The following is a 25,850-nucleotide window of genomic DNA, read 5'->3' on the forward strand; positions in this document are numbered from 1 at the left end:
CCTTTAGCGGCGAATGACGCCGACGCTCAGGCCTTCGATCACCAGGTCCTGGTCTTTCAGGTTCACTTCAATCGGGGCGAACTCAGGGTTCTCGGCTAACAGCCAGACCTTGCTGCCTTCGCGCTTGAAGCGTTTGACGGTGACTTCATCGCCGATGCGGGCCACCACGATCTGGCCGTTACGCGCTTCGCGGGTGGTATGGACGGCCAGCAGGTCACCGTCGAAAATGCCCACGTCCTTCATGCTCATGCCATGGACCCGCAACAGGTAGTCGGCGCGAGGATGGAAGAAGGTCGGGTTGATGTTGCAGGATTCCTCGACGTGCTGCTGCGCCAGGATCGGCGCACCGGCGGCGACGCGACCGATGATCGGCAGTGTCGATTCGTCGGCCTTGGCTTCGAAGCCAGGGATGCGAATGCCGCGCGAAGCGCCTGGGGTCATCTCGATCGCGCCCTTGCGAGCAAGGGCCTTGAGATGCTCTTCGGCGGCGTTGGGGGATTTGAATCCCAGTTCCAGCGCAATCTCCGCTCGCGTCGGCGGGTAGCCGTTGTCATCGAGGCAGCGCTTGATAAAAGCCAGAATCTCAGCTTGGCGTGGCGTCAGTTTTAGCATGTTGATCGCTCTGTCTTTTTATACAGTGACTGGGATTATATACAGTGAACTGCGCTTGGCAATCATCCTTTTCTGCCATGGCGCCGGACGGTCATTCGTCAGCCGTCCTACAAGGCATGGGTAGCGCTGCCTACAGACCTGGAAGGATGTGATTAAATAGCGCCGAAACAGATGACTGCCCGGCCGGAAAGCGAACCTGCAGGCTTGACAAGACACAACTTGAAACGTATGTTTCAAACAAGTGTTTGTCAGGCGGAGTAGCCATGGCCCAGTCGGAAACCGTTGAACGCATTCTCGATGCTGCCGAGCAGTTGTTCGCGGAAAAAGGATTTGCTGAAACTTCATTGCGGCTGATCACCAGCAAGGCCGGGGTCAACCTCGCCGCAGTGAACTACCATTTCGGCTCGAAAAAGGCCCTGATCCAGGCGGTGTTCTCGCGTTTCCTCGGGCCGTTCTGCGCCAGCCTGGACCGTGAGCTCGAACGACGCCAGGCCAAGGCCGATCCTAAGCCAAGCCTGGAAGACCTGCTGGAAATCCTCGTCGAACAAGCCTTGGTGGTTCAACCACGCAGTGGCAACGACTTGTCGATCTTCATGCGCCTGTTGGGCCTGGCGTTCAGTCAGAGCCAGGGCCACCTGCGCCGCTACCTTGAAGACATGTACGGCAAGGTGTTTCGTCGCTATATGTTGCTGGTCAACGAGGCGGCACCGCGCATCCCGCCGATCGAGCTGTTCTGGCGCGTACATTTCATGCTCGGTGCGGCGGCGTTCAGCATGTCCGGGATCAAGGCGTTGCGTGCGATTGCCGAGACCGACTTTGGCGTGAACACCTCGATCGAGCAAGTGATGCGCCTGATGGTGCCTTTTCTCGCCGCGGGCATGCGCGCCGAAAGCGGTGTCACCGATCCTGCCATGGTCGCCGCTCAATTGCGCCCGCGCAGCAAATCCATTCCCATCCCCGCCAAGGTTTGACTGCCCTGGGTGTGCGTGGCCGCTAGCATCCGCTAAGCTAGCCGCCCATGCCGAATTCAGCTATTTACACACAACCCGTTGCTCCCGCCGCGTTGATCGCGCCGCGTGAGGGTAGCGGGTTGTGTGCGTTATTTAAGGAAGGTTTATGACTGCTGCCCTGCAAGGTTCTTTGATGGTCGACGTAGCCGGCACCTGGCTGACGGCCGAGGATCGCCACCTGCTGCGCCAGCCGGAGGTGGGCGGGTTGATCATTTTCGCGCGCAATATCGAGCATCCACGCCAGGTGCGAGAGCTGAGCGCGGCGATCCGTGCCGTGCGCCCGGACCTGCTGCTGGCGGTCGACCAGGAAGGGGGGCGCGTGCAGCGCCTGCGCCAAGGCTTCGTGCGCCTGCCGGCCATGCGTGCCCTGGCGGATAACCCCAACGCCGAGTACCTGGCCGAACAATGTGGCTGGATCATGGCCACTGAAGTGCTGGCTGTCGGTCTTGATCTCAGCTTCGCCCCTGTGCTGGACCTGGACTACCAACGCAGTGCCGTGGTCGGCACGCGCGCCTTCGAGGGTGACCCAGCGCGTGCCGCGGTGCTTGCCGGTGCTTTTATCCGCGGTATGAACAGCGCCGGCATGGCCGCCACCGGCAAGCACTTCCCCGGTCACGGCTGGGCTGAAGCCGATTCCCATGTCGCCATTCCTACTGACGAGCGCAGCCTGGAGCAGATTCGCAGCCATGACCTGGTGCCCTTCGCGCGCCTGAGCCAGCAATTGGCGGCCGTGATGCCCGCCCATGTTATCTACCCGCAGGTTGACGCTCAGCCCGCCGGCTTCTCGCGTCGCTGGTTGCAGGACATCCTGCGCGGTGAGTTGCAGTTTGACGGGGTGATTTTCAGCGATGACTTGTCCATGGCCGGCGCCCATGTGGTGGGAGACGCTGCCAGCCGTATCGAGGCCGCGCTGACGGCGGGCTGCGATATGGGCCTGGTGTGTAACGATCGTGCGGCGGCTGAACTGGCGCTGAGTGCGGCCCAGCGGATGAAAGTCACGCCATCGCCGCGGATTGCACGGATGCGCGGGCAGGCGATGGCTTCGACGGAGTATAAGCAGGACCCGCGTTGGCTGGTGGCGCTCGGTGCGCTGCGGGATGCGCAGTTGATCGATTAAGTGTCGCGTCCATCGCGGGCATGCTCGCGATGGCGCTCTTGCCGTCAGCGCTTCTCTTGCTTATTAGGCAGCGGTGCAAAGAGCGCCTCGATGTCGTCATTGCCCAACTGCCAATCCCCGGTCGTCCGACCGTCCAGCACGCCCGCCGCCAGGTCGGACTTTTCCTTCTGCAGATGCTGAATTTTCTCTTCCACCGTGCCGCGGGCAATCATCTTGTACACAAACACCGGCTTTTCCTGACCGATGCGATACGCCCGGTCAGTGGCCTGGTTTTCCGTGGCGGGGTTCCACCACGGGTCGTAGTGAATCACCGTGTCCGCTTCTGTCAGGTTCAGGCCCACACCCCCGGCTTTCAGGCTGATCAGGAAAATCTGCAGCTTGCCGCTCTGGAAGTCCTTCACCGGAGTGCGCCGATCACGGGTCTGGCCGGTGAGCAGCGCATAGGCGACACCGCGCTTTTTCAGTTCGGCTTCGATCAGGCCCAGCATCGAGGTGAACTGGGAAAACAGCAGGATCCGGCGCCCCTCGGCAAACAACTCTTCGAGCATCTCCATCAAGCTATCGAGCTTGCCCGAACTGCTGCCACGGGCGGGCAGGCTGGCGTCGTTGATCAGGCGCAGGTCGCAGCACACTTGGCGTAACTTGAGCAGGGCTTCGAGAATGATGATCTGGCTGCGTGCCACACCCTTGCGGGTAATTTCGTCGCGGACCTTTTTATCCATGGCCAGGCGCATGGTTTCGTACACGTCGCGCTGGGCTTCGTTGAGGTCGACCCAGTGGATGATCTCGGTCTTGGGCGGCAACTCCGTCGCCACCTGCTCCTTGGTGCGGCGCAACAGGAAGGGTTTGATCCGGCCGTTGAGGTGTTGCAGTCGCACATCGCTGCCGCGCTTTTCGATGGGCGCGCGGTAATCGCGGTTGAAGCTTTTAACGTCACCCAGCCAGCCCGGCAGCAGGAAGTGGAACAGCGACCACAACTCACCCAGGTGGTTTTCCAACGGCGTGCCGCTCAGGCACAGGCGCTGCCGTGCATTGAGCTGACGTGCTGCCTGGGCCGCCTTGCTCGAAGGGTTCTTGATGTACTGGGCTTCATCGAGGATCAGCACATGCAGGGGCTGGGTGGCGAGGTGCTCGATGTCCTTGGGCAACAGCGCATAGGTGGTCAGCAGCAGGTCATAGTCCTGCAATGTGGCGAAGTGCTTTTTGCGCGCGGCACCGTACAGCGCCAGCACCTTGAGTTGCGGGGTGAAGTGCGCGGCTTCATCGAGCCAATTGGGTATCAGGCTGGTGGGCATCACCACCATGCAAGGCCGGTCCAGGCGCCCGGCGATTTTCTCGCTGAGAATATGCGCCAGGGTTTGCAGGGTTTTGCCCAGGCCCATGTCATCGGCAAGAATCCCGCCGACGTCCAGTTGGCGCAGTGACTGCATCCAGCTCAAGCCTTCCAGCTGATAGGGGCGCAACGTCGCGTTCAAGCCTTCGGGCGCGACACAGGTGAAGTCCTTGATATCCCGCAGACGCTGGGCGAAGTTGCGGATTTTTTCGCCGCCTTCCCATTGCAGGGGCAGGTCTTCCAGCGGGTTCAGGCGAATCGCATCGGCCTTGGCCAGGCGCAGGGTGGTGGTGCCGGGGTCCTGCAGGTAGAACTCGCCCAAGGTGGCCAGCACGGGTTTCAAGCGGCCATAGGGCAATGCCACTTGCAGCGGGCCATGGCCGCCATTGGGCAGGCCGGGGATATTCACCAGGATCAACTCTTCGTCGCGGCGCCGTGCGAGTTTCTCCGGGTTGAGAAGCTCGGTGTGCGAGCGCATCAGGTTGAGCAGGATCGGCAGCAGGCTCAGCCGCTCGCCATTGACGATGATCCCCAGTTCCAGGTCGAACCAGTCACGTTCCGGCGCTTCATCGACGGTGGCGTACCAGTCGTCCACCGGGCTGAGGTCGAAGCCGAAGTCCTCGTCGATCTGCAACTCCCAGCCTTCGGCGCGCAGCGTCGGCGACGAGTTGAGCGTGAAGTTCAGCCAGGCGCTGTCATTGACCATCTCGAACAGTTCGCCGGCGCTTTCCGGCAGGGCCTTGCTCTGGCGCGTGGCGATCTTGAAACCGAGCAGGCGCAGTTGTTCGCGATAGGGCTGTTCCAGCTCGGGATGACGCTTGATACGCAGGCTTTGGGTTTCCTGGCGCACGATGATGTCGGCGTTCTTTTGCCCGCTGACATAGTTGCCCAGATAGTTGAACGACAGTGCCGCGCGGTGCTGGATATAGCGCTGCATCTTGCCGTTGCGCGGCTCGAACGCGCTGAATTCGACGCTGGCCAGCCACAGCCGTGGCACTGGCAGTACGTCCTCCATCACCACCTGCGGCAGTACCACGCGGTTATCCAGCACCGCCTGGAGTTTTCCCAGCAGTTCGGCATCCTGGGCGGCGGCGGGGTAGGCCAGGGTTTCCTGGACCTTGAGCAACACCGCCGCGATATGTTTGCAGTTGGTATGGACCGGGCAGGTGCAGCGGCTGTCCACCAGGATCAGCATGCCCTTGGCGGACTCGCGCAGTGAAATGGTCTGCCGATAGACGTTGCTGCCCGAGCCTTCGCAACTGGCGATGATCGTGCTGTCACCGGATTCGACGATACGTACGCGGTTCTCCAGGGCGTAGCGCCGCCCACGCTCCAGGCTTTGCTCTTTGAAGCGATTGGCCCACGAAGGGGCCAGGGGTTTGGTCAGCGACGACGTCAGGGGCATGGCGCTGGATCAGTCCTGAATATCGGGCGGTGGTGCGCTGGGTTGTTTGACGGTCAACGAGGTGATCTTGATCAGCAGCGCCAGGCGGCCGCCGTCCAGGTAGTTGAGCTGGTTGTTCTTGGTGCGCACGTCCTTCTGGCTCAGGTGTTCGCTGGCGATCACGCTGCCGTTGCTGTCGAACTGGTTGACCCAGAAGTCGGCATCGATATCGGTAAAGCGCCCCAGTTGCAGGCTCAATACCCCTTCGATGGGGAATTGGCCAAACTGTTCCGCCCCCTCGGCGATCGCGATTTTTACCGGCTGCTCACCCAGGTTCTGTTCCCAGGCTTTATGGGCGAGCACGGTGTAGTTGGAGTCGGCGCGCAGTTTGTCGGCGATGTTGGCCAGGCGCGGCGGGCTCATTCTGTCGCCCAGGCGCACCGCGCCGGCATCCCAATCTTCCGGTGCGGCGCGGTTGCTCATCTCTGGCTCCGCGTTCTGGCGTATCAGGATCATTTCAACCTGGTACAGGCTGTCGGCAAATGCCGAGGGTGCAAGTACCACTAACAACAGGCTCAGAATGCGGAACACGCGCATTGGGGCGTCCTTCAAACAGATTTCGGGATGAGGCGCTCGAACAGCGCCTCCAGGGTATTGAAGCGTTCTTCGGCGCGCTCCATCGGCACCATGAACTTGAACAGCGTAGCCCCTTCGAACTTGTAGCGGTTGGGTTGGCCCTGGATCAACTTGATCAGTACCAACGGGTCCACCGGCGTCTGCGCTTCGAACTCGATGCGCCCGCCTTGCGGCCCCGCGTCGACCTTCTTGATCCCCAGTTGCTCGGCCTGCAATTTGAGCAAGGTCAGGCGCACCAGGTTCTTGGTCGGCTCGGGCAACAGGCCGAAGCGGTCGATCATTTCCACCTGCAGGTCCTTGAGGCCTTCTTCGTCGGTGGCCGAGGCGATGCGCTTGTACAGGATCAACCGCGCATGCACGTCCGGCAGGTAGTCCTCGGGAATCAACGCCGGCAGGCGCAGGTTGATCTCCGGGCCGCCGCCCAGGGGTTGGTCGAGGTTCGGTTGTTCGCCCTTGCGGATGGCTTTCACCGCGCGTTCGAGCATCTCCATATACAGGGTGAAACCCACGGCCTGGATCTGCCCGCTCTGGCCGTCGCCGAGCAGTTCGCCGGCGCCGCGGATTTCCAGGTCGTTGGTGGCCAGCACAAAACCGGCACCGAGGTCCTGGGTGTTGGCGATGGCTTCCAGGCGCTTTTCGGCGTCGCCGGTAATTTGTTGGCGCGGTGGTGTCAGCAGGTAGGCATACGCCTGGTGGTGACTGCGCCCGACCCGGCCGCGCAACTGATGAAGTTGTGCCAGGCCGAACTTGTCCGCGCGTTCGATGATGATGGTGTTGGCGCTCGGCACGTCGATGCCGGTCTCGATGATGGTCGAGGCGATCAGCACGTTGAAGCGCTTGTGATAAAAGTCGCTCATCACCTGTTCGAGATCGCGTTCGCGCATCTGCCCATGGCCGATGGCAATGCGTGCTTCCGGCACCAGTTCGGCGAGTTCGGCCGCGCATTTCTCGATGGTCTTCACGTCGTTGTGCAGGTAGTACACCTGGCCGCCGCGCAGCAATTCGCGCAGGAGGGCTTCCTTGACCGTGCTTTTGTTCTGCTCCATCACGAAGGTGCGCACCGACAGTCGGCGTGCCGGCGGCGTGGCGATGATCGACAGGTCGCGCATGCCCGACACCGCCATGTTCAGCGTGCGCGGAATCGGTGTGGCGGTGAGGGTGAGAATGTCCACCTCGCTGCGCAGGGCCTTGAGCTGTTCTTTCTGGCGCACTCCGAAGCGGTGTTCTTCGTCGATGATCACCAGGCCCAGGTTCTTTATCTTCACATCGTCCGACAACAGCTTGTGCGTACCGATCACGATGTCGATCTTGCCTTCCGCCAGATCGGCGACGGCGGCATTCACTTCCTTGGCCGACTTGAAGCGGCTCATCACTTCCACGGTCACCGGCCAGTCGGCAAAGCGGTCGCGGAAGCTGTTGTAGTGCTGCTGGGCGAGCAGGGTGGTGGGTACCAGGATCGCCACTTGTTTGCCGCCGTGCACCGCGATGAAGGCTGCGCGCATGGCCACTTCGGTCTTGCCAAAGCCCACGTCGCCGCACACCAGGCGGTCCATCGGCTTGGGCGCGAGCATGTCGGCGCGCACAGCTTCGATGGTGGTTTGCTGGTCTGGGGTTTCTTCAAAAGCGAAGCCGGCGCTGAAGGTGGCGTAGTCGGCTTTCGGGTCGGCGAACGCGTAGCCTTCGCGCGCCGCACGCCGCGCATAGATGTCGAGCAACTCGGCGGCGACGTCGCGCACCTGTTCGGCGGCCTTGCGCTTGGCTTTCTGCCAGGTTTCGGAGCCCAGGCGGTGCAATGGCGCCAGGGCGTCGTCGCTGCCGGTGTAGCGCGCGATCAGGTGCAGGTTGGCCACCGGTACATAGAGCTTGGCGCCTTCGGCGTACTCCATGGTGAGGAATTCGGCGGCCTGGTTGTCGATTTCCAGGGTCTGCAGGCCCAGGTAGCGACCGACACCGTGGTCGATATGCACCACCGGCGCGCCTTCGCGCAGCTCGGTGAGGTTCTTGATTACCGCGTCGTTGTTGGCGTCGGCGCGTTTTTCGCGACGGCGACGTTGCATCACGCGCTGGCCGAACAGGGGGCTTTCGGCGATCAGCGCCAGGGCCGGATCGTCCAGCAGCAAGCCTTCATCCAGTGGCGCGATAGTGATCGCCAGGCGGTCCTTGCTGGCGACGAAGTCCGGCCAGTTGTCGACGGTTTTCGGACGCAGCTTCAGGCGTTCGAGCAGTTCAAGCAGGACTTCGCGACGGCCGGCGGATTCGGCGGTAAACAGCACGCGGCCAGAGAAGTCGCCAAGGAAGTTGGACAGTGCTTCCAGGGGCTGGTTGGCCTTGGCCTGGATCGCCAGGTCCGGCAGCACGTGCGCGGGGAAGCGCTCGCGGCCGACGCCGGGCTCCACGTCCTGTTGGCTGGCGACCACGCGCGGCCAGTTTTTCAGGCGGGCGAAGCAGTCTTCCACCGGCAGGAACAGCTCGGCGGGCGGTAATAAAGGACGGGATGGATCGACGCGGCGTTCTTCATAGCGGTTGCGCACATCGTTCCAGAAGTTTTCCGCCGCTTGCTCGATGCCTGGCAGCGAGAACACCTGAGTGTCCTGAGGCAGGTAATCGAAGAGGGTGGAGGTTTCGTCGAAGAACAGCGGCAGGTAGTACTCGATACCGGCCGGGGTAATCCCGCTGCTCAGGTCCTGGAAGATCGGGCAGCGACGGAAGTCGACGTCGAAGCGCTCACGAAAGCGCGCCTTGAAGCGGGTTACCGCGTCCTTTTGCAGCGGGAATTCCCGTGCCGGCAGCAGCTTGATCGACTCGACTTTATCAATGGAGCGCTGGTTCTCCGGGTCGAAGGTGCGCAGGGTCTCGATTTCGTCATCGAACAGGTCGATGCGGTACGGCAACTTGCTGCCCATCGGGAACAGGTCGATCAGCGCACCGCGTACCGCGAACTCACCGTGTTCGTACACCGTGTCGACGCAGCGGTAGCCGCTGGCTTCCAGGCGCGTGCGCATCTGTTCCACATCGAGCTTCTGGCCGATATCCAGCACCAGGCTGCTGCCCAGCAGGAACTTGGTCGGCGCCAGGCGGTGCAGGGCGGTGGTGATCGGCACCACCAGCACGCCGTGGGCCAGTTCCGGCAGGCGGTACAGGCTGGCGATGCGCTGGGAGATGATGTCCTGGTGCGGCGAGAACAGATCGTAGGGCAGGGTTTCCCAGTCAGGAAAATGCAGCACCGGCAAATCGGGGGCGAAGAAGCTCAGCTCCTGCTCCAACCGTTCGGCGCTTTGGCTGTCGGCGGTGAGCAGCAGGGTAAAGCGCTTGGCTGCGCTGGCAGCCTCGGCAATGGCCAGGCTCAGGGCGGCACCGGGCAGGTTGCCCCAGTGCTGTTTACCTGCCGCGGCAGGGAGTAGCGGTAGACGCAGAACGGGCACGGAAGGTTGAGCTCCAAGCGTTGCGACAAAGTCGGTAATTGTAACGGCCCAAGGTGCCGCCTGTCAGTTGCTGACTGTGCCTATTACGGTTTGTAGGAAATGTGGTGGCTAAGACAAACAATGCCGGGTTTTGACTCAATATGTAGTGCCAAAATGTACGTGGTTTTCGGAGGGTTACGGACAAGTCGCCTGACTCGCTCCACTAGTGGCCTTCTGGAACCCGCGTATTTACTGGGCTGCAGCGGGGTGGCTTTTTCAGGGTGGGGCTTTTTGTTGTAGGAGGCGCATTGCTCCGGGGGCGGTCGGGCGGCATAATGTAGCCCCTTTTTTCAGCCCCTACATGTGGAAGGTTCCCGTGACTCAGAAGCCCGACCAGTGTCTTGGTGAATGGATCGACCGTGAAGCACTCGCAGAAGCGATGATCCCGCTTATCGGTCAGCTGTACCGCAATAACAATGTGGTGAGCTCGATCTATGGCCGCAGCCTGATCAACCAGTCAGTCATCGCGATTCTCAAGGCGCATCGCTTTGCTCGCCATCGTTCTGCCGACGACAGCGAACTCTCCGTCCACGAAACATTCCCCCTGCTCAAGGCCATGAGCGAGCTCAAGCTCGGCGCGGCTTCGGTGGACCTGGGCAAGCTGGCCTATAAATTCCGCAACGAAGGCAATGGCCGTACCGCCGAGCAGTTCGTCCGCGAAGAATTGGCCGACGTGGTTGGCCAGCAAAACGCCTCGGCTCGCAAAGGCACCGACGTGGTGCTGTACGGCTTCGGTCGTATCGGCCGCCTGCTGGCGCGCATCCTGATCGAAAAAACCGGTGGCGGCGACGGCCTGCGCCTGCGGGCCATCGTGGTGCGCAAAGGCGCCGAGAACGACCTGACCAAGCGCGCCAGCCTGCTGCGTCGCGATTCGGTACACGGCCCGTTCAACGGCACCATCGTCATCGACGAAGAAAACAACACCATCACCGCCAACGGTAACCTGATCCAGGTGATCTACGCGAAGAACCCGACTGAGGTGGACTATACCCAGTACGGCATCAAGGACGCCCTGCTGGTGGACAACACCGGTGTTTGGCGTGATGCCGAGGGCCTGGGCCAGCACCTGACCTGCCCGGGTATCGCCCGTGTCGTGTTGACCGCGCCTGGCAAAGGCAAGCTCAAGAACATCGTTCACGGCATCAACCACACTGAAATCACCGCTGACGACAAGATCGTGTCCGCCGCTTCCTGCACCACCAACGCCATCGTGCCGGTGCTGAAAGCAGTGAATGACAAGTTCGGCATCGTTAACGGCCACGTCGAAACCGTTCACTCGTACACCAACGACCAGAACCTGATCGACAACTTCCACAAGGGCGATCGCCGTGGCCGTAGCGCCGCGTTGAACATGGTGATCACCGAGACCGGTGCTGCCACCGCCGCTGCCAAGGCCCTGCCTGAGCTGGCTGGCAAGCTGACCGGTAACGCGATCCGTGTGCCGACGCCGAACGTGTCGATGGCCATTCTCAACCTGAACCTTGAGAAGGCCGCTACCCGTGAAGAAATGAACGAGTACCTGCGCTACATGGCGCTGCACTCCGATCTGCATAAGCAAATCGACTTTGTTAATTCGCAGGAAGTGGTATCGACCGACTTCGTTGGCTCGCGTCACGCGGGTGTAGTCGACGCCGAAGCGACCATCAGCCAGGACAACCGCGTTGTGCTGTACGTGTGGTATGACAACGAGTTCGGCTACAGCTGCCAGGTGGTTCGCGTGATGGAAGACATGGCTGGGGTCAACCCGCCGGCATTCCCGCGCTAAGCATCAGCAGAATATGAAAAAGCCCCGACTGGTTCGGGGCTTTTTCATGTCTGCAGGTTCTGTGGTAGCCGGTCGGGCCTCTTGCTCAGGCGCCGCCAGCCACCGAAGCCTGCGCCGTGCGCAGTTCATGCCGATTGCCCTTGAACAGCACCAGGGTCGCAATCAACCCCAGCACTGCCGCGCCACTCAGCCAGATCCCCGGCGCCGCCTTGTTATCCAGCACGTGGATCAAGTAAGTGCAGGCTGCCGGCGTAAACCCACCAAAGGTGGCCGTTGCCAGGCTGTAGGCCAGGGAGAATCCGGTGGTGCGCACCTCGATCGGCATGATCTCGGTCAGCGCCACCACCATGGCGCCGTTGTACGAGCCATACAGGAACGACAACCACAGCAGCACAATCAGCAGATGGCTGAAGCTCGGGTTGGCCACCAGCCATGACAGCGCTGGATAAGCCGTGAGGATGGCCAGGATGGTCGCCGCCAGCAGCAGCGGTTTGCGCCCGATCTTGTCGGACACCGCGCCCATCACCGGCAGCCAGATAAAGTTGGAGATGCCCACGCACACCGTCACCAGCAATGCATCGAAGTCTGACAGGTGCAGTTCGGCCTTGCCGAAGGTCGGGGTGTAGGCGGTGATCAGGTAAAACGACACGGTGGTCATCACCACCAGCGCCATGCCGGCGATGACGATGCCGAAGTTCTGACCAATCGAGCGCACAATTTCCTGCAGGGTAGGGCGGTGTTTACGCGCCTGGAATTCCGGGGTTTCTTCCAGCGAGCGGCGGATCACAAAGATCACCGGCACAATCAGGCAGCCGATCAGGAACGGTACGCGCCAGCCCCAGTCACCCATTTGTTCCGGGCTGAGCCAGTGGTTCAGGCCGACGCCCAACAGGCCGGCGAAGACCACCGCCGCTTGTTGGCTCGCGGACTGCCAACTGACGAAAAAGCCCTTGCGGCCGGGCGTGGCGATTTCCGCCAGGTACACCGACACACCGCCGAGCTCGACACCCGCCGAGAAACCTTGCAGCAGTCGGCCCAGCAACACCACCAAGGGTGCGGCGACGCCCAGGGTGGCATACCCGGGGACGCAGGCAATCAGGATGGTACCGGCGGCCATCAGCGCCAGGGTGATCACCAGGCCTTTCTTGCGGCCGTGGCGGTCGATGTAGGCGCCGAGGAAGATGGCGCCCAACGGGCGCATCAGGAAGCCGGCGCCGAAGGTGGCCAGGGACAGCATCAGCGAGGCGAAGGCGCTGTCGGTGGGGAAGAAGGTCTTGGCGATGGCCGTGGCGTAGAAGCCGTAGACCATGAAGTCGAACATTTCAAGGAAGTTACCGCTGACAACGCGAAAGATCGCTTTGCCTTTGCCCGTGGTCGTGGACATGGTCATTCACTCATCTGGCTTTCTTATGGGTAGTCCTGGGTCGCTACTCGTCCTGGCTGTAATATTGAGCAGTTTTGTAACAATATGTGTATCGGCCCCTACAGGCAACAGAAACCGTTGGCAAGCGGGCTAATTGCCGCAGGCGTCGCGCTGGAAAGAGATCAGTGTGGGTTCAATTGAGAAGGGTGTTGCGCACACTGTCGGACAGGCCGTTTGGTGCGAGCCATATGCCCAGGTAAGCCTTGGCCAACTCGTCATTGCGACTGCGGAACACCACCTGGCCGTTGATCTCCAGGCTCAAGCCACGCCCTCGATGCAGCTCCAGCGCGTAACGGTCACCGTTGCGGATATCGCGGAAGGTGCCGTGCAGCTTGTCCACCTCAGGCTTCAGGCGGGCGAGGGCGTCTGGGGGCTGCTGGCGCGTCAGGGTGGTCGTGGCGGCCTTGATTACATCGTTGCGGTCGATATCGCGGAAGTAGTACAGCGCCAGGCGCAGGTCCTGTTGCTGGTCCCAGGCCTGCTTGGCGCTTGCATTGGCCGGGGCATACAGCGCGGCCGCGTAGACATCCGCCCAGAGATACGTCAGCACCGTCTGGTTTTTCAGCACCAGCGTCGGGGAGTGCGCGGGGAAGTTTGCCAGGGTGAGACGATCTGCCTCATTGGCCTGGGCCGGGACCGTGAGCATCAACAATAAACAGATCAACACATGCCGCATAATGGCCCGTCCTGAAGGGGTGACTGCCTGCAGGTTAATTCAATTTTGGACGACGAAGCGCTTTATGGACAACCTGAGGCAACTGGCGATTTTTTGGGGATGTGTGCTGCTGGCAGGGTGTGGCGGCGACACGCTGGAGCACTTTGGCGGCCCGACCATGGGCAGTACGTATTCAATCCAGTACGTCAGGACATCCGCTACCCCGGGGCCGGAGGCGGTCCAGCGCGAGGTGGAAAGCATCCTGCAAACCGTCGACCGGCAGATGTCGACCTACCGCAGTGACTCCGATATCGAGCGTTTCAATCAATTGCCGGCCCACAGTTGCCAGCCCATGCCCGCATCGATCCTGCAACTGGTGCGCACGGGCGAGCAATTGTCCCAGGCCAGTGACGGTGCCTTTGACCTGACCGTCGAGCCGCTGATCAACCTGTGGGGCTTCGGCCCCCAGGCTCGCCAGGTCAAAGTCCCCGACGCCGCGACCCTGGCCCAGGCCCGCGAGCAGGTCGGCTACCAACACCTGCGTATCGATGGCCAGCAGTTGTGCAAGGACGCCGCCGTCGAAATTGACTTCAACAGTATCGCCGCCGGCTACGCGGTGGACCGCATTGCCGAGCGCCTGGCTGCCCTGGGCATCCGCAGCTACCTGGCCGAGGCCACCGGCGAACTCAAGGCGGCCGGGCGAAAACCTGATGGTTCGGCGTGGCGCATTGCGCTTGAAGAGCCGCGGGATGACCTGCAGGTAGCGGAAAAAATCATCAACGTTGACGGCTTCGGTGTGTCCACATCGGGTGACTATCGTAATTATTTCCAGCAGGATGGTCGGCGTTATTCCCACACCCTCGATGCGCGCACCGGCGCACCGATCACTCATCAACTGGCGTCGGTGACCGTGTTGCACCCATCGGCGCTGATGGCCGACGGGCTGTCCACGCTGCTGCTGATCCTCGGGCCGCAGCAAGGCTGGGACTACGCCGAGCAGCACCAGGTGGCGGCATTTTTTGTGATGCGCGAGGGGGATGGCTTCGTCACACGCAGTAACAACGCATTCGAGCAGTTGACGGCGGTGAAACCGTAACGAGTGCTGTGTAGTAAAGGCAAAACTGGCCTACGACGCGACCAAGGGTTAATGTGCGCGGCGTTGAGCCTTATATAGACTGTGCCCCGGTTCACACACTTGAGCCAAATTGTCCTTCATGACCGCTGGCCGCGGCATGATTTAGCCAGGCGTCCAACCGTACGCCTGGCCTGTTCTGAGGAGTACGCATGGCTGTCTACAACTACGACGTGGTGGTACTGGGTTCCGGCCCGGCTGGAGAAGGTGCGGCGATGAACGCCGCGAAGGCAGGGCGCAAGGTGGCGATGGTCGATAGCCGTCGCCAGGTCGGCGGTAACTGCACCCACCTGGGTACCATCCCGTCCAAGGCATTGCGTCACTCCGTTCGCCAGATCATGCAGTTCAACACCAACCCGATGTTCCGGGCCATTGGCGAGCCGCGCTGGTTCTCGTTCCCGGATGTGTTGAAAAGCGCTGAAAAAGTCATCTCCAAGCAAGTCGCCTCGCGTACCGGCTACTACGCCCGTAACCGCGTCGACCTGTTCTTCGGTACCGGCAGCTTCGCCGACGAGCAAACCGTCGAGGTGGTCTGCGCCAATGGCGTGGTCGAGAAACTGGTGGCCAAGCACATCATCATTGCCACCGGCTCGCGCCCGTATCGCCCGGCGGATATCGATTTCCACCACCCACGTATCTACGATAGCGATACCATCCTCAGCCTGGGCCACACCCCACGCAAACTGATCATCTATGGCGCCGGCGTCATTGGCTGTGAATACGCCTCGATCTTCAGCGGCCTGGGTGTGCTGGTCGAGCTGGTCGACAACCGTGACCAGTTGCTGAGCTTCCTCGACTCGGAAATCTCCCAGGCGTTGAGCTACCACTTCAGCAACAACAACATCACTGTGCGCCACAACGAAGAGTACGATCGGGTCGAAGGCCTGGACAACGGGGTGATCCTGCACCTCAAGTCCGGCAAGAAGATCAAGGCCGACGCCTTGCTATGGTGCAACGGCCGTACCGGCAACACCGACAAGCTGGGCATGGAAAACATCGGGGTCAAGGTCAACAGCCGTGGCCAGATCGAGGTGGACGAAAACTACCGCACCTGTGTGACCAACATCTATGGCGCCGGTGACGTGATCGGCTGGCCGAGCCTGGCCAGTGCCGCCCATGACCAGGGTCGTTCGGCCGCTGGCAGCATCGTCGACAACGGCAGCTGGCGCTATGTGAACGACGTACCGACCGGGATCTACACGATTCCGGAGATCAGCTCGATCGGCAAGAACGAACACGAGCTGACCAAGGCCAAGGTGCCTTACGAAGTGGGCAAGGCGTTCTTCAAGAGCATGGCGCGTGCGCAGATCGCCGGTGAGCCGCAAGGCATGCTGAAGATCCTGTTTCACCGCGAGACCCTGGAAGTCCTCGGCGTGCATTGCTTCGGCTACCAGGCTTCGGAGATCGTGCACATCGGCCAGGCCATCATGAACCAGCCGGGCGAGCAAAATACCCTCAAGTATTTCGTCAACACCACCTTCAACTACCCGACCATGGCCGAAGCCTATCGGGTAGCGGCCTACGATGGCCTCAACCGGCTTTTTTGAGCGGCTCCGGCCGGTGGCCTGAGCCGGCCGGGGAGACCGATTTCAGTAATTCTCGAGGGTGGCAGTGGCCAAACCGGGAAAGTCTGTAATCAGGCTATCTACGCCGAAGTCGGCGAGCCTGCGCATCAGCGCAGGTTCGTTGACTGTCCACACGGACACGTGCAAACCCTGGCGCTGGGCTTTTTCCAGGCGTTCGGGGGTGCACAACGTCCAGTTCAATGCCAGAAACTCACAGCCGTAGTTTTGCGCGACCTTCAAAGGATCGAGCCAGGCGTACTCCGCCACCAGCCCGCGTGACAGGTCTGGGGTGAGTTCAACCGCCGCTTTTAATACTTCCCGCGAGCTTGAGGTCACGGTGACCTTGTCCATGATGCCGAAACGCACGGCCATTTCTCGAATCGCCAGCACGGTGGTCGCGGCGCGGGTGCGCGAGGCACTTTTGACTTCCAGTTGCCAGTGATCGAAGTCGCACTTTTCAAATAGCTCCTCCAGGCGCGGGATCGGGCACGGGTTGACCCAGCCGGGGCCGCCTTTGCGCGCGTCCATCTTCGTAAGGTCCGCCGCCGAATACTCGACGACTTTGCCACGCCGGTCGGTGGTGCGCTTGAGGGTTGGGTCGTGGATGACCATCAGCTCACCGTCCATGGACAGGTGCAAATCCAGTTCGCAGCGGCGTACACCGTGCTTGAGGCACTGCTGGAAGCTGGTCAGGGTATTTTCCGGTGCTTCGCCTTTGGCTCCGCGGTGGCCGTAGATCAGGGTCACAGTTGCTCCTTTACGCCAGGTTTTCTGGCAGGGTCATACGAATTCAGGTGTCTTTGGCGTCGCTTTGTTCCCGCGCCAGGCGGCGTTCCTGTGCCTGCTTCTGCAGGATATAGCGCGCCAGCAATTGGCGTTGGGCATCGGTCATGGATTCGAATTCCGTGCCCACGTCAAAACCGTCGCCCTTGGGGTCGCAATGGGTAACGCGCGCGCGCAGCAGCAGGCCGAGTGCCTGGGGCATCAGCACCAGCTTGACTGCCAGGTGAGCGCCGATGGCGAGGGGCGTGGGGTGCTGGAAGTCGATCCCGCCTTCGGAAATGATCACCGGCTGTGGGGCGCCGACTTCATCGCGCAAGCTTTGCGCCATGATTTGGCTAAGCAGGTCCAGGCGTTTGTTCTGGACTTTGAGGAAGGCCGCGAGGGTACGATCTTTATCACTGAGCTGACGTAACAGGTGCTGGGCCTCGAATTCGCTCAGGTGCAGTTCACTGAGCAGATTGAATAGTGGGGAAGCATCCAGCAACACTTCCTTGCTCGCCGCTTCCGGGGCAGACAGGCTTTTGATTTGAAGTGCGATCATGTCGTCGATACGGTAGTATTCGCGGCGCTCTTCTTCATCTAATGTCGACATGGCGAACCCCAGGTAACGGTAATGGTCTGAGTGTAAAGCTGCTTACCAGACCCCGCCACCGGGACGTCTTCTTTTCCTCCGAACAAGCCCCGACATGTTCAGACCTCTCTTCGTATTTATCGGCACGCGTTATACCCGTGCAAAGCGTCGCAATCATTTTGTGTCGTTTATTTCCTTGACCTCGATGATCGGTCTCGCCCTCGGCGTGGTCGTGATGATCGTGGTGCTGTCGGTGATGAACGGCTTCGATCATGAGATGCGCACCCGCGTGCTGGGCATGGTGCCCCACGCCACCATCGAGTCGGGTGAACCGATCAGCGACTGGCAAAGCCTGGCCGACAAGGTCAAGCAGAACCCCGAGGTGCTGGCGGTTGCGCCGTTCACCCAGATGCAGGGGCTGCTGACCAACGACGGCAAGGTGCAGAAGATCCTGCTCAATGGCATCGATCCGGTCCAAGAACGCAAGGTCTCGATCATCGACAAGTTCATGTTGCAGGGCAAACTGGACGACTTGTCGCCCGGCAGCTTTGGCATCGTGATCGGTGACAAGGCCGCGGCCAAGCTGGGCGTGGGCATTGGCGACAAGCTGACCTTCGTCGCCCCGGAAGTCACCGTGACTCCCGCCGGCATGTTCCCGCGCATGAAGCGCTTTACCGTGGTGGGCACCTTCCACGTCGGCGCCGGCGAGATTGACGGTTATCTCGGCCTGACCAACCTCACCGACCTGGCTCGCCTGCAACGTTGGCAGCCAGACCAGGTGCAGGGCCTGCGCCTGAAGTTCAACGACCTGTTCGACGCACCGCGCGGCGCCTGGGAAATCGCCCAGCACCTGGGCGAAAGCCAGTACTACGCCCGCGACTGGACCCGTACCCACGGCAACCTGTACCAGGCCATCCGCATGGAAAAAGCCATGATCGGCCTGCTGCTGCTGCTGATCGTCGCCGTTGCGGCCTTCAACATCATCTCCACCTTGGTGATGGTGGTGAACGACAAGAAGGGCGATATCGCTATCTTGCGGACGCTGGGCGCCACGCCGGGGCAGATCATGGCGATCTTCATGGTGCAGGGCACGGTGATCGGCGTGGTCGGCACCTTGATCGGTACCGTCGTCGGGATCTTGGCCGCGCTGAATGTCAGCGCCGCCATCGCCGGTCTGGAAACCCTGATCGGCCACAAGTTTCTCAACGCTGACGTCTACTTCATCGACTACTTGCCGTCCCAGGTTCAGGCCCCGGACGTGCTGATGGTCGGCGGCGCCGCGTTGGTCCTGAGTTTCCTTGCCACCCTGTATCCAGCCTGGCGCGCGGCACGTACCCAGCCAGCACAGGCCTTACGTTATGAGTGAATCGGGCATGAGTGAAAAAGCAATCCTGAGCTGCCGCAACCTGGGCAAATCCTACGAGGAAGGCCCGGAATCGGTTGTGGTGCTGTCCAACCTGCAACTTGAACTGCACCCCGGCGAGCGCGTGGCAATCGTCGGCAGTTCCGGTTCCGGCAAAAGTACCTTGCTTAACCTGTTGGGCGGCCTCGATACGCCGTCCCAGGGCAGCGTATGGCTGGCCGGCGAAGAGTTGTCTGCCTTGAATGAAAAGGCCCGTGGCCAACTGCGCAATCGCTCCCTGGGCTTTGTGTACCAGTTCCACCACCTGCTGCCGGAATTCACCGCCCTGGAAAACGTGTGCATGCCGTTGTTGATCGGCAAGACCGCGATCCCGGAAGCACGCCAGCGGGCCAAGGCCCTGTTGGAGCGTGTCGGCCTCGGCCACCGCCTGGAGCACAAACCGGCCGAATTGTCCGGTGGCGAGCGTCAGCGTGTGGCGATTGCCCGTGCCCTGGTGAACAACCCAGGCCTGGTGATGCTCGACGAGCCCACCGGCAACCTCGACTCCCACACCGCCCAGGGCATCAAGGACTTGATGCTGGAGCTGAGCACCCAGATGCGCACCGCGTTCCTGGTGGTGACCCATGACATGAGCATGGCCCGGCAGATGGACCGCGTATTGCACCTGCAGGAAGGTCATCTGGTCGCCATCTGACCTGTTTCAAGCCTGGCGCTGGGCGCCGGGCTTTTTCATTTTTTCAGGCGGTGCAAGCGAATGTTCAGACCGTTATCGATTTTCATCGGCACGCGCTATACCCGCGCCAAGCGCCGCAACCGTTTTGTTTCGTTTATCTCGATGACCTCGATGATCGGCCTCGCCTTGGGCGTGCTGGCGATGATCGTGGTGTTGTCGGTGATGAATGGCTTCCAGCGTGAAATGAGCTCGCGCATCCTCGGCATGGTGCCCCACGCGACTATCGTCGGCGTGAACCCGATCGACGATTGGCAGCCGGTGGCCGCCGCCGCGATGAAGAATCCCGAAGTGACTGCCGCCGTACCGTTCACACAGATGGATGGTATGTTTTCCTACAAGGGGGCGATGCAGCCGATCGAGATCAGTGGCGTCGACCCGGCCCAGGAAGGCAAGGTGTCGATCGTGGCCCAGCATATCGTCAAGGGCAAACTGGAAGACCTGAAGCCCGGCGAGTTTGGCGTGGTGGTGGGGGAGATCACCGCGCGGCGTTTTCGCCTGAACGTGGGTGACAAGCTGACCCTGATCGTTCCGGAAATCAGCAGCGCGCCAGGTGGCATCACGCCGCGCATGCAGCGTTTGAATGTGGTCGGCATCTTCAAGGTCGGCGCCGAGCTGGATGGCTCCATGGCCTTGATCCATATGGCCGACGCCGCGGAAATCCAGCATTGGCAGCCGAACCAGGTGCAGAGCGTGCGCCTGGCGGTGAAGGACTTGTACGCAGCGCCCAAGGTGTCGGCGGACATTGCCAGCAGCCTGGGCGCGGCCTACAAGGCTGACGACTGGACCCACACCCAGGGCAGCCTGTTCAGTGCGATGAAAATGGAAAAGACCATGATCGGCCTGCTGTTGCTGATGATCGTCGCCGTGGCCGCGTTCAATATCATCGCCACGCTGATCATGGTGGTGAACGATAAGGGCGCGGACATCGCGATCCTGCGCACCATCGGCGCCACGCCAGGGCAGATCATGGCGATCTTCATGGTGCAGGGTACCGTGATCGGGATCGTGGGTACCTTGATCGGTGGCGTGCTGGGGGTGATTGCGGCACTGAACGTCAGTGAGCTGGTGGGCTGGCTGGAGCGGGTAACCGGGCAGCATATCTTCAGTTCAGACGTGTATTTCGTCAGTAACCTGCCTTCGGAACTGCAAGGTGGGGATGTGTTGTTGATTTGCTCGGCAGGGTTTGTGTTGAGCTTTTTGGCGACGATTTACCCGGCGTATCGGGCGGCTAAGATTGAGCCGGCGCATGCCCTGAGGTATTCGTAATATTCAAGACCGTTATCGGGGGCAAGCCCCCTCCCACAGGTTGAATGTATTCACAAATCAAAATGTGGGAGGGGGCTTGCCCCCGATAGCGCCGGTACAGCGTGCATCAATCTCCGGCAGGCAACTCAATCACAAACCTTGTCCACCCCGCCTCAGACTCACAATAAATCCTCCCCCCATGCGCCCGCACAATCGACTGGGTAAGCGCCAGCCCCAGCCCCGCATGTTCGCTGCTGCCTTCATGCCGCGCCGGGTCCGCTCGGTAGAACCGGTCGAACAACCGCGGTAATACGTCCGCCGGTATGCCTTCGCCGCTGTTCTCCACTGTCAGCGTCACGCCTTGTGCACCTTCCTCCAGATGCACCCGCACCTCGCCGCCCGCCGGCGTAAAGCGCAGCGCGTTATCCAACAGATTCGACAATGCCCGGCGCAGCATGCCGCGATCGCCGGTGGTGTGGGCCGTTCCCTCGCGCACCAGGCTGACCTGCGCGTCTTCCGCCAGCAAGACGAAGAATTCCAGCAGCGCATCCACTTCGTCCGCCAACCTCAACGGCTCGCGCTTGGGCGTCAGCAACCCATGATCAGCCTTGGCCAGGTACAGCATGTCATTCACCAGCTGCGCCATCCATTGCAGCTCTTCCAGATTGCTGTGCAGCGCTTCGCGGTAGTCCTCCAGCGGGCGCGGCTGGGTCAGGATGACTTGGGTCTGGGTCAACAGGTTCGACAGGGGCGTGCGCAGTTCATGGGCAATGTCGGCGGAGAAGGCCGAGAGGCGTTGGAATGCATCGTCCAGGCGGCCGAGCATGGCGTTGAAGGCCTGGGCCAGTTCCGCCAGTTCCACCGGCATCTGCTGCTGGGGCAGGCGTTGGGTCAGGGAGTGGGCCGACACGCCGGCGGCCACTTCACTCATGCGCCGCAAGGGGCGCAAGCCACTGCGCGCGGCCCAGGCGCCGAGCAGTGCGGTGGCCAGGGCCGAGAGGCTGACGGTGAGCCAGATCAAATGTTGCATGCGTTGCAGGAAGTGCTGGTGGTGCGTGATGTCGAGCATCAGGCTCAGTTGCGGTGAGTCGGGTTGGCCCGGGCTCAGTGGCGCGTTGTACACACGGTAGTCGGTTCCGGCGTTTTGTAGGCTGTACAGGCCAGGCTTCTCGGGCAGGGGGATGTTCGGCGCGCCGTCAAACCAGCGCTGGCCGGCGGCACTGATGCGCAAGGCGAGGTCGGGTTGGCGGTTGAGTTCGGCGCGCAGTTGCGCTTCGCGTTGTACGAATGACTGCACGGAGTCGACGCCCTGCAAGGTGCTGCGCAGCGCGACCAACTTGCTGTCGAGCAGTTGCTGGTCCAGCTCGACGAAGTGCGCTTCGCTGGCCTGGTTGAACAGCACCCCGGCAATCAACGACACCACGGCGGTGCAGGCGGCAAACAGCAGGGCCAGCCGACTGGCCAGGGACAGGCGCTTGATCAACTGCATCGTTCTTCCAGTACATAACCCATGCCGCGCACGGTGTGGATCAGCTTGGTGGGGAAGTTGTCGTCGATTTTCAGGCGCAGGCGGCGGATCGCGACTTCGATGATGTTGGTGTCGCTGTCGAAGTTCATGTCCCACACCTGGGAAGCGATCAGCGACTTGGGCAGCACTTCGCCCTGACGGCGCAGCAGCAGTTCGAGCAGGGCGAATTCCTTGGCGGTGAGGTCGATGCGCTGGCCGCTTCGCTCAACCCGGCGGCGGATCAGGTCCAGGCGCAGGTCGGCCAGTTGCAGTGCGGTGTCCTGGGGGGCGCTGCTGCCACGGCGTAACAGGCTGCGCACCCGCGCCAGCAGTTCGGAGAAGGCGAACGGCTTGACCAGGTAGTCGTCAGCGCCCAGTTCCAGGCCGTGTACCCGGTCTTCCACCGTGTCGCGGGCGGTGAGGAACAGCACCGGGATATCCAGGCCGGCACTGCGTACCGCCTGCAGGATCTGCCAGCCATCGCGACCGGGCAGCATCACATCGAGGATCAACAGGTCGTAGTCGCCCGTCAGTGCCAGGTGCTGGCCGCTGGTGCCGTCGGCCACCAACTCGGTGGTAAAACCGGCCTCGGCCAGGCCTTGGCGCAGGTATTGGCCGGTCTTGGGTTGGTCTTCGACGATCAGCAGTTTCATGGGCAGCTCTTGGCAGCGGGTCACGACGGGCTTTATACCGCGCTCGGCAGGGCAGGGGCGCAACCTGACAAAGTTGTAATCTAGCAGTCAGCTGGCTGGCAGCGAGGTCATCTTAGAGTGCTATCCAGGCTGATCCCACACCTTTGGAGAATTGAGATGGTATTGCGTAACCCCCTGTTGTTAGCGGGCTGCCTGTTGGCCTTGAGTTTCGGGGCGGCGGCTGAAACGGCTCACACCTATGCATTTGGCCAGCCAGCGGCTGCCGACAAGGCCACGCGCACCGTGGAAGTTACATTGCAGGATATTTCCTTTTCGCCCAAGTCGTTGGACGTAAAGGCCGGTGAGACCGTGCGCTTTGTGCTGGTCAACAAGGGCCAGTTGCTCCACGAATTCAACCTGGGTGATGCAGCGATGCATGCCGAGCACCAGAAGGAAATGCTACAGATGCAGGCCAGCGGCATGCTGAATGCCACCGGTATGGGCAAGATGGATCACGGCGCCATGGGGCACGGTGATATGGGCGGCATGAGTGGTATGGGGGGCATGAAGCACGATGACCCTAACAGCGTGCTGGTCGAGCCCGGCAAAACCGCCGAGCTGACCTGGACGTTCACCAAGGCCACTGGCCTGGAGTTCGCCTGCAACATACCCGGGCATTACCAGGCGGGCATGGTCGGCAAGCTCAACGTCGAATGAGCGCTTGTTAAGGGCGGGGGCAAAGGCTGGTAGACTGGCGCGGTTTATTTAGCCAGGTTTCCGCCATGCATCCCGCTGCCGAACATTCGCCGCTGGGCAAGTCCAGTGAATACATCTCCACCTACACCCCTTCGTTGCTGTTCCCGATTCCGCGCGCCGCCAAGTGGGCCGAACTGGGCCTGAGCGCCGAGACCCTGCCGTACAAAGGCGTGGACTTCTGGAACTGCTTCGAATTGTCCTGGCTGCTGCCCTCGGGCAAGCCGGTGGTGGCCATCGGTGAATTCAGTATTCCGGCTGACTCGCCGAATATCATCGAGTCCAAGTCCTTCAAGCTGTACCTCAACTCGCTGAACCAGACCGCGTTTGCCGACACGCAGCGCCTGGAAGCCACGTTGCGCACCGATCTCAGCGCCGCCGCCGGCAAACCGGTGGGCGTGCGCATCCGCAGCCTGGGCGAGGTGGAAGCCGAAGGCGTGGTGGCCCTGCCGGGCACTTGCATCGATGATCTGGATATCAGCGTCAGCAACTACGAGCACCCGCGCCCGGAACTGCTGCGTTGCGACGATTCGCGTGTGGTGGAGGAAAGTGTGCACAGCCACTTGCTCAAATCCAACTGCCCGGTCACCAGCCAGCCCGATTGGGGCAGCGTGGCGGTGGAATATCGGGGGGCGGCGCTGGATCACGCCAGCCTGTTGGAATACCTGGTGAGCTTTCGCCAACACTCAGATTTCCATGAGCAGTGCGTGGAGCGGATCTTTCTCGACCTGCAGCGTTTGCTCAAGCCAGAGAAGCTGACGGTGTATGCGCGCTATGTGCGGCGGGGTGGGTTGGATATCAATCCGTACCGCAGTACTGAGGATGTGGCGTTCCAGAACGTGCGCCTGGCGCGCCAGTAACCTTCACAGTAAACAAATGTGGGAGGGGGCTTGCTCCCGATAGCAGTGGGTCAGGCACAGAGACTGTGACTGACACTCCGCTATCGGGAGCAAGCCCCCTCCCACATTTTGGTTCTGCGTGTGGCTTTGGGCCGGTTTAAATGCCGATGTTGCCCAAGGTGATCACGATATTGCGCAAAGTACCCGCGATGCCTGGATGGTCCAACTCGAAACCTTCCACTGCACGGTTCACATCGTCAGCGATGCTGGGTGGCTGGGTGGCCGGTTCCAGCTCCAGTTGTACTTCGAACTTGGCGAGCAAGGCTTCCAGCGCTTCACGTTTTTCGGCTGGCAGCGGCGGTTCCTGTTCCAGTTGCTCGCGCAGGATATTGACCTGTTCTTGCAATTTTTCGCGGGCAGGCATGGCGTTCTTCCTTTTATCGATAGGCACTGGCATAGACCACGGCACGCCGAGAAAGGTCTACGGACTGACCGGTAGATTAATCCACCGGGGCCGAATGTGCATGATCTCGATCAGGGCTTCTCGCCTTTGAGCTGGCGCAGGCTGATGTCCGCCAGGCAGGTGCCGAGCTCGCCGAGATGATCGATCACCGAATGCACCCCCAACCCATACAGTGCCACGGTAGCCTTGCCGCGCTTGTATTCGCGCTGCTGCTCGGTCAGCGCCTGCCATTGCTCGGGCGCCAGGCCGCACAGTGAACCGCAGGACGCCAGGCCGATGGTCCACAACCCGGCATTCAGGCCCGATTGCAGCAAGCGCGGCTCGCCGCTGACCAGCACGCAGCCTTCCAGGCGTGGGATATTCAATTCCATCAGCGCTTGCCAGCACGCATGGGGCGCCGGCCAGCGGATGGAGGAGGGGGATGCGGCCTTGACCCAATCGGGCAGGGCCGCAGCCAGCGGGGTGGTCACCGAGGGTGGCAATTCATCCAGCCAGGCGCAGGGCACGCCTTGCTCTTTCAGGCTGCGCAGAATCTTCAGCGCGCCGGGCGTAGCTTCGGAGTGCGGGGAGAACGAATCGGTGCGTGCCTGGGAACCGAAATCCACCAGGCAGCCACTCAGGCCAAACAACACGGCAGTCAGGGTGGGAGCGGTGGCGACGGCAATCTCGGCGTGAGGCATTTATACATCCCTGAAATAGCGCCAACGCTATCGGGGTGGGATGACAAGTCGATGACACTGGCGTTAATTGTAGGAAAATTGTCCATTTCCGAGTCAGTCGTTTCTTGGTAGCTGCCTAAATCCACACTTCCGTCATATACTGACGGCCTTATTCAGGGCATAGCGCCCATGACAGACCATTCAAGGAG

At 61.4% G+C, this 25,850-nt stretch carries 22 protein-coding genes; 10 read left to right on the forward strand and 12 right to left on the reverse strand.

Annotated elements, in window-relative coordinates; genetic code table 11:
- Positions 1 to 3: 3 nt before the first annotated feature.
- On the reverse strand, positions 4 to 612 hold the full coding sequence (gene lexA / locus ACODSV_RS10655) for a transcriptional repressor LexA (protein ID WP_003172575.1): 609 nt from the start codon (positions 610 to 612) through the stop codon (positions 4 to 6).
- Positions 613 to 875: 263 nt separating this feature from the next.
- On the opposite strand from lexA, the gene ACODSV_RS10660 reads away from it, so the two are divergent.
- Positions 876 to 1,583: a TetR/AcrR family transcriptional regulator gene (locus ACODSV_RS10660; protein ID WP_024074084.1), complete on the forward strand. Its 708-nt coding sequence runs from the start codon at positions 876 to 878 to the stop codon at positions 1,581 to 1,583.
- A gap of 145 nt (positions 1,584 to 1,728) precedes the next feature.
- On the forward strand, positions 1,729 to 2,739 hold the full coding sequence (gene nagZ / locus ACODSV_RS10665) for a beta-N-acetylhexosaminidase (protein ID WP_069075499.1): 1,011 nt from the start codon (positions 1,729 to 1,731) through the stop codon (positions 2,737 to 2,739).
- 44 nt (positions 2,740 to 2,783) lie between these two features.
- Here nagZ and ACODSV_RS10670 read toward each other — a convergent pair whose 3' ends face one another.
- The 3 genes from ACODSV_RS10670 to mfd are packed head-to-tail and all read right to left on the reverse strand — an operon-like array spanning position 2,784 to position 9,514.
- Positions 2,784 to 5,477 carry a DEAD/DEAH box helicase gene (locus ACODSV_RS10670; RefSeq protein ID WP_024074086.1) on the reverse strand — a complete coding sequence of 898 codons (2,694 nt, stop codon included), beginning with the start codon at positions 5,475 to 5,477 and terminating at the stop codon, positions 2,784 to 2,786.
- Positions 5,478 to 5,486: 9 nt separating this feature from the next.
- Positions 5,487 to 6,053, reverse strand: a complete 567-nt coding sequence (locus ACODSV_RS10675; protein WP_150055515.1) for a CsiV family protein — start codon at positions 6,051 to 6,053, stop codon at positions 5,487 to 5,489.
- Positions 6,054 to 6,064: 11 nt separating this feature from the next.
- Positions 6,065 to 9,514, reverse strand: a complete 3,450-nt coding sequence (gene mfd / locus ACODSV_RS10680) for a transcription-repair coupling factor (protein ID WP_150055516.1) — start codon at positions 9,512 to 9,514, stop codon at positions 6,065 to 6,067.
- Between the two features lie 340 nt (positions 9,515 to 9,854).
- Here mfd and ACODSV_RS10685 point away from each other — a divergent pair, with 340 nt between their 5' ends.
- Positions 9,855 to 11,318 (forward strand): glyceraldehyde-3-phosphate dehydrogenase, encoded by a 1,464-nt coding sequence (locus ACODSV_RS10685; RefSeq protein ID WP_024074089.1) that lies wholly within the window; start codon positions 9,855 to 9,857, stop codon positions 11,316 to 11,318.
- A gap of 85 nt (positions 11,319 to 11,403) precedes the next feature.
- On the opposite strand, the gene ACODSV_RS10690 is transcribed toward ACODSV_RS10685, so the two are convergent.
- A complete protein-coding gene (locus ACODSV_RS10690) occupies positions 11,404 to 12,702 on the reverse strand; it encodes an MFS transporter (protein ID WP_150054911.1) in 1,299 nt (432 codons plus the stop codon).
- Positions 12,703 to 12,874: 172 nt separating this feature from the next.
- Positions 12,875 to 13,417 carry a chalcone isomerase family protein gene (locus tag ACODSV_RS10695; RefSeq protein WP_150054912.1) on the reverse strand — a complete coding sequence of 181 codons (543 nt, stop codon included), beginning with the start codon at positions 13,415 to 13,417 and terminating at the stop codon, positions 12,875 to 12,877.
- 64 nt (positions 13,418 to 13,481) lie between these two features.
- Here ACODSV_RS10695 and ACODSV_RS10700 point away from each other — a divergent pair, with 64 nt between their 5' ends.
- A complete protein-coding gene (locus ACODSV_RS10700) occupies positions 13,482 to 14,492 on the forward strand; it encodes an FAD:protein FMN transferase (protein WP_150054913.1) in 1,011 nt (336 codons plus the stop codon).
- A gap of 188 nt (positions 14,493 to 14,680) precedes the next feature.
- Positions 14,681 to 16,075: a Si-specific NAD(P)(+) transhydrogenase gene (gene sthA, locus ACODSV_RS10705; RefSeq protein ID WP_024074093.1), complete on the forward strand. Its 1,395-nt coding sequence runs from the start codon at positions 14,681 to 14,683 to the stop codon at positions 16,073 to 16,075.
- Positions 16,076 to 16,117: 42 nt separating this feature from the next.
- Here sthA and ACODSV_RS10710 read toward each other — a convergent pair whose 3' ends face one another.
- Together ACODSV_RS10710 and ACODSV_RS10715 are read right to left on the reverse strand one after the other, a co-directional pair.
- Positions 16,118 to 16,840, reverse strand: coding sequence for a glycerophosphodiester phosphodiesterase (locus ACODSV_RS10710; protein WP_024074094.1), 723 nt, complete (start codon positions 16,838 to 16,840; stop codon positions 16,118 to 16,120).
- A gap of 43 nt (positions 16,841 to 16,883) precedes the next feature.
- Complete coding sequence (locus tag ACODSV_RS10715) at positions 16,884 to 17,468, reverse strand: PilZ domain-containing protein (protein WP_024074095.1); 585 nt, start codon at positions 17,466 to 17,468, stop codon at positions 16,884 to 16,886.
- Positions 17,469 to 17,562: 94 nt separating this feature from the next.
- Between ACODSV_RS10715 and ACODSV_RS10720 the strand changes: the two genes are divergently transcribed.
- Genes ACODSV_RS10720 through ACODSV_RS10730 form a run of 3 tightly spaced genes read left to right on the forward strand, consistent with a single transcriptional unit; the run spans position 17,563 to position 20,809 of the window.
- On the forward strand, positions 17,563 to 18,813 hold the full coding sequence (locus ACODSV_RS10720; protein WP_024074096.1) for a lipoprotein-releasing ABC transporter permease subunit: 1,251 nt from the start codon (positions 17,563 to 17,565) through the stop codon (positions 18,811 to 18,813).
- Positions 18,814 to 18,820: 7 nt separating this feature from the next.
- On the forward strand, positions 18,821 to 19,504 hold the full coding sequence (gene lolD, locus ACODSV_RS10725) for a lipoprotein-releasing ABC transporter ATP-binding protein LolD (RefSeq protein ID WP_024074097.1): 684 nt from the start codon (positions 18,821 to 18,823) through the stop codon (positions 19,502 to 19,504).
- 60 nt (positions 19,505 to 19,564) lie between these two features.
- Positions 19,565 to 20,809 (forward strand): lipoprotein-releasing ABC transporter permease subunit, encoded by a 1,245-nt coding sequence (locus ACODSV_RS10730; protein WP_024074098.1) that lies wholly within the window; start codon positions 19,565 to 19,567, stop codon positions 20,807 to 20,809.
- Between the two features lie 106 nt (positions 20,810 to 20,915).
- Here the strand turns inward: ACODSV_RS10730 and ACODSV_RS10735 are convergent, their stop codons facing one another.
- Positions 20,916 to 22,271, reverse strand: a complete 1,356-nt coding sequence (locus ACODSV_RS10735; protein ID WP_041161121.1) for a heavy metal sensor histidine kinase — start codon at positions 22,269 to 22,271, stop codon at positions 20,916 to 20,918.
- Positions 22,268 to 22,948: a heavy metal response regulator transcription factor gene (locus ACODSV_RS10740; RefSeq protein ID WP_024074100.1), complete on the reverse strand. Its 681-nt coding sequence runs from the start codon at positions 22,946 to 22,948 to the stop codon at positions 22,268 to 22,270. Before ACODSV_RS10740 ends, ACODSV_RS10735 begins: the two co-directional genes overlap by 4 nt.
- Before the next feature lie 156 nt (positions 22,949 to 23,104).
- Between ACODSV_RS10740 and copI the strand changes: the two genes are divergently transcribed.
- On the forward strand, positions 23,105 to 23,644 hold the full coding sequence (gene copI, locus ACODSV_RS10745; protein WP_150056520.1) for a copper-resistant cuproprotein CopI: 540 nt from the start codon (positions 23,105 to 23,107) through the stop codon (positions 23,642 to 23,644).
- Between the two features lie 65 nt (positions 23,645 to 23,709).
- Positions 23,710 to 24,540, forward strand: coding sequence for an NADPH-dependent 7-cyano-7-deazaguanine reductase QueF (gene queF, locus ACODSV_RS10750; protein ID WP_150095612.1), 831 nt, complete (start codon positions 23,710 to 23,712; stop codon positions 24,538 to 24,540).
- 136 nt (positions 24,541 to 24,676) lie between these two features.
- Here queF and ACODSV_RS10755 read toward each other — a convergent pair whose 3' ends face one another.
- Positions 24,677 to 24,943, reverse strand: a complete 267-nt coding sequence (locus ACODSV_RS10755) for a DUF4404 family protein (protein WP_069075495.1) — start codon at positions 24,941 to 24,943, stop codon at positions 24,677 to 24,679.
- Positions 24,944 to 25,053: 110 nt separating this feature from the next.
- Positions 25,054 to 25,662 carry an HAD superfamily inactivated hydrolase PcrP gene (pcrP, locus tag ACODSV_RS10760; RefSeq protein ID WP_150056088.1) on the reverse strand — a complete coding sequence of 203 codons (609 nt, stop codon included), beginning with the start codon at positions 25,660 to 25,662 and terminating at the stop codon, positions 25,054 to 25,056.
- Between the last annotated feature and the right edge of the window lie 188 nt (positions 25,663 to 25,850).

This window comes from Pseudomonas sp. FG86 (genome assembly GCF_057808775.1).